This is a genomic window from Sphingobium sp. ZW T5_29, assembly GCF_044987515.1.
Lineage (GTDB): Bacteria > Pseudomonadota > Alphaproteobacteria > Sphingomonadales > Sphingomonadaceae > Sphingobium.
In genome coordinates, this window is the sequence record NZ_JBJDRM010000027.1 from 1 (window position 1) to 3,624 (window position 3,624).

Consider the following 3,624-nt stretch of genomic DNA (forward strand, 5'->3'; position numbering starts at 1 on the left):
CGCCACCACCGTCATAAGCGCGTCCTCCCGAACTGCCAGGAGGACCATACCACCGGACTCTGCTAAGGACGCCTGAGGGTGTCATTTCTATCTAGCAGAGGGGTGTCATTTCTATCCGGCGCCTACACGCAAAATGATCGATAATAAGGATTATGTTAAATACATTTCCGACCAGGTCTTTTTTCGTCGGAACTGCAACTGCTTGGCACCAGATCCTGCCTGCGTCGTTTCTCCTTTCAGGAGAGGTCGCCGATGGACACCCGTGAAGATATTGTGGCGGTAGGACTTTTGACTCAGAACGATATTCGTCGACTGGGGAATAATTTTTCGCGCCTTTTTCCCATACCTCGGGACGGGGCGTTCGATGACCTTATTAAGGCCATCGACGCCGCTGATCAGGAGCGGCAACAGCGTCAGCAGGGCTGAAGGCGGCGGCATCTGGTCAAATGGGTCCGACTGTATGGCCGTGCGCAATTTGGCGGGGCAGCCGGACCCTTCGCATGACCTGGGGGGGTCAGCGACGCCGCTGGTGCCCCGAACGCCAACGACTGAACGATATTCTATTCGACCCGCGGCGGATCGGCATTTGCGCTTAATGCTGGTCGGCCTGCCATTTGGAGCGGCGCCGTCCTCCTTAAGGGCGACGGACGGAAACATGGGCTACCCCCATGAAATCCTCTAAGAATATGGAACTATCGACCCGTCGCTGTCTGCCTTGAGTTGTCCGATGGGAACGCGTTATGGCGGGCCATGATCTTCGTTCATCGTTTCGTCCCCGTCGTCCTTGGCCTTCTCGTCGCGGGCTGCGCCTCTTACCAGCCGGTAACCGACAGCCCGGTGCGGATCGGCCCGCCCTACCGTGTCAAAGGCGTGACCTATGTCCCCGCCGACCAGCCTGCTTATGATGAAGTTGGCACCGCCAGCTGGTACGGTTCGGAATCCGGGAATCGGACGGCGCGTGGAGAAAAGTTTCGCCCCAAATGGATCAGCGCCGCGCATAAGACCCTGCCTTTGCCCTCTTATGTTGAGGTCACGAATCTGGACACCGGGCGGACCGCATTGGTGCGTGTCAATGATCGCGGGCCATTTGCCCAGGGCCGCATCATCGATCTTTCGCGCGGCGCCGCCGAACTGCTGGGCATCAGGACGCAAGGGCACGCGCCCGTCCGGGTTCGCCGCGTCGATCCGCCGGAAAAGGATCGCAAGAGGTTGCGCAAGGGCAAGCCAGCGCGTGATCGTGCCGCCCTGTCCGGCGCAGCGCTGGCGGCACAGCGCAGCCGCATCCGCTGAATAGCCGCCGCACACTGCGCACGGCCGGGAAGTGCGGATCGGCGAATTAGCGGTCGCCTGCCGGGATCAGCGCTGTATATGATCCTGCATATCGCCAAGGGGATCGTCATTGCGCCGGTGCTTTCACCTGTTCGTCCTGCTGCTCATCGTCGTCTCCGTAGCACCTACGTCCGCGCGCGCGAAAGGGCCGCTCGTGCTTGCTGCGGCCAGCCTTCAGGAATCGCTCGGCGCGGCGGCTGACGCATGGTCGGCGATGGGGCATGACCGTCCAGTCTTGTCCTTTGCCGGATCGTCTGCCCTTGCCCGCCAGATCGCCGCGGGAGCGCCCGCCGACCTCTTTTTTTCAGCCGATCAGGACTGGATGAACGTCATCGCGTCGCAAGGGCTGCTGCGTCGCGGGATGCAAACCGGTTTTCTGACCAACCGCTTGGTGCTGGTCGCGCCTGCAGGCACGGGCCGCCGGATAATCATCGGGCGGGGTTTCCCGTTGGGGCGGGCCTTGGGCAAGGGGCGGCTCGCCATGGCCAATCCCGACAGCGTACCTGCCGGAAAATATGGGAAGGCTGCCCTTACGGCGTTGGGCGTATGGCCATCGGTCGCACGACGCATCGCTGCGGCGGAAAATGTCCGCGCCGCACTCGCCATGGTGGAACGGCGACAGGCGCCCTACGGCATCGTCTACGCAACGGACGCCCGCGCCGCTCCCGCCGTCCGTATCGCAGGGGTCTTTCCGGCGACCAGCCATCCGCCGATCACCTATCCGCTGTCCATTCTGGCGCGATCGACCCACCCGGACGCCGACGGCTTCCGCCGCTTCCTTCTCTCGGCACGCGGCAAGGCAATTTTCCGCCGCTACGGCTTCGGCGTGAAGTGATCGGGCCATGATGCTGAGCCTCGCAGATTGGGAAATTGTGCGGCTGTCGCTGAAGGTCAGCCTGGCGGCGGTCATCATCACCCTGCCGTTCGCCTTTGCCCTTGCCTGGCTGCTGGCACGCGGGCGTTTTCCGGGGAAACTCCTGCTGGACGCGGCAGTCCACCTGCCGCTCGTCCTGCCGCCCGTCGTGATCGGCTGGCTATTACTGCTGGCGCTTGGCCCTGCGGGGCCAGTCGGGGCGCTGCTGGATCGCTGGTTGGGCGTCAGCGTCATGTTCCGCTGGACCGGCGCTGCGGTCGCGTCCGCCATCATGGCGCTACCGCTGATGGTGCGCGCCATGCGCCTGTCGATCGAATCCGTGGACCGCCGGGTGGAGGACGCGGCCCGCACCCTGGGCGCCAGCCCTGGCCGCTGCTTCCTGACCATCACCCTGCCCCTGTCGCTTCCAGGCGTAGTTACAGCTTTCATCCTCGGATTTGCCCGCTCCATCGGCGAATTCGGCGCAACGATCACCTTCGTGTCCAATATTCCAGGCGAAACACAAACGCTCTCGCTCGCAATCTACAGCGCCTTGCAAGTGCCGGGCAGCGACGCGACCGTGTGGCGGCTGGCGCTGATCTCCGTCGCCCTGTCGCTGGGCGCGCTGGTCGCATCGGAAGCGCTCAGCCAACGCCAACGCGCAGGGCGGAGCGGCCATGTCCTTTGATGTAGATGTCAGCAAGACACTGGGCGACCGGATCATCGAAGCGCGCTTCGTCGTGCCCGGCGGCCTTACCGTGCTGCGCGGCGTGTCGGGCGCTGGCAAGACTTCCGTTCTCAACATGGTCGCCGGTCTGTTGACGCCTGATCGCGGGCATGTCGCCGTCAATGGCGATACGCTGTTCGATGCGGCAAAGGGCGCGAACCTGCCCACGCACCGCCGCCGCCTGGGCTATGTCTTTCAGGACGGACGGCTCTTTCCCCACCTGCGCGTGCGGGCGAACCTGCTCTACGGCTACCGCCTCGCCGCGTCGGAAGAATGCTGGATGACCCTGGACGAAGTCGTTGCCTTCCTGGGCATCGCACCGCTGCTCGACCGCTGGCCGCGGTCCTTGTCGGGCGGAGAAGCGCAACGCGTCGCCTTGGGCCGCGCGCTATTGTCCGGGGCACGGGCGCTGCTGTTGGACGAGCCCCTCGCGTCGATCGATCCAGCCCGCCGTAGCGAGATCATCGACGCGATCCTGCGTATCCGGGATGAACTGAAGCTGCCGATGCTCTACGTTACCCATGATCCCGCGGAAGCGGAACGGTTGGGCAACCAGCTGGCGACCATCGGCAGCTGATATCGCGCTACTCAGTGCAGGCCCGACCCGCCGCCGCTCAGTTCCTTGGCGATGGATCCGACCATGTCCTTGGCGTCGCCGAACAGCATCTGGGTGTTGGCGTTATAATAGATCGGATTGTCGATCCCGGCAAAGCCT

General features: G+C 63.8%; 6 protein-coding genes. 5 read left to right on the forward strand and 1 reads right to left on the reverse strand.

Annotated features, from left to right (window positions below; genetic code table 11):
* The first annotated feature begins 252 nt into the window (after positions 1 to 252).
* The 5 genes from ACI3KQ_RS15850 to ACI3KQ_RS15870 all read left to right on the forward strand — a co-directional run bounded on the left by ACI3KQ_RS15850 (position 253) and on the right by ACI3KQ_RS15870 (position 3,486).
* Positions 253 to 426, forward strand: coding sequence for a hypothetical protein (locus ACI3KQ_RS15850; protein ID WP_404959291.1), 174 nt, complete (start codon positions 253 to 255; stop codon positions 424 to 426).
* A gap of 324 nt (positions 427 to 750) precedes the next feature.
* Complete coding sequence (locus tag ACI3KQ_RS15855) at positions 751 to 1,290, forward strand: septal ring lytic transglycosylase RlpA family protein (protein WP_404959293.1); 540 nt, start codon at positions 751 to 753, stop codon at positions 1,288 to 1,290.
* A gap of 109 nt (positions 1,291 to 1,399) precedes the next feature.
* Positions 1,400 to 2,164 (forward strand): molybdate ABC transporter substrate-binding protein, encoded by a 765-nt coding sequence (gene modA, locus ACI3KQ_RS15860; protein WP_404959295.1) that lies wholly within the window; start codon positions 1,400 to 1,402, stop codon positions 2,162 to 2,164.
* Positions 2,165 to 2,171: 7 nt separating this feature from the next.
* Positions 2,172 to 2,870, forward strand: coding sequence for a molybdate ABC transporter permease subunit (gene modB, locus ACI3KQ_RS15865; protein ID WP_404959297.1), 699 nt, complete (start codon positions 2,172 to 2,174; stop codon positions 2,868 to 2,870).
* The gene (locus ACI3KQ_RS15870) at positions 2,860 to 3,486 is read left to right on the forward strand and encodes an ATP-binding cassette domain-containing protein (protein ID WP_404959299.1); all 627 of its coding nucleotides are present in this window, start codon (positions 2,860 to 2,862) and stop codon (positions 3,484 to 3,486) included. The genes modB and ACI3KQ_RS15870 overlap by 11 nt, the downstream gene beginning before the upstream one ends.
* An 11-nt stretch (positions 3,487 to 3,497) precedes the next feature.
* On the opposite strand, the gene ACI3KQ_RS15875 is transcribed toward ACI3KQ_RS15870, so the two are convergent.
* Positions 3,498 to 3,611 carry a hypothetical protein gene (locus ACI3KQ_RS15875; protein ID WP_404959301.1) on the reverse strand — a complete coding sequence of 38 codons (114 nt, stop codon included), beginning with the start codon at positions 3,609 to 3,611 and terminating at the stop codon, positions 3,498 to 3,500.
* Positions 3,612 to 3,624: the final 13 nt, after the last annotated feature.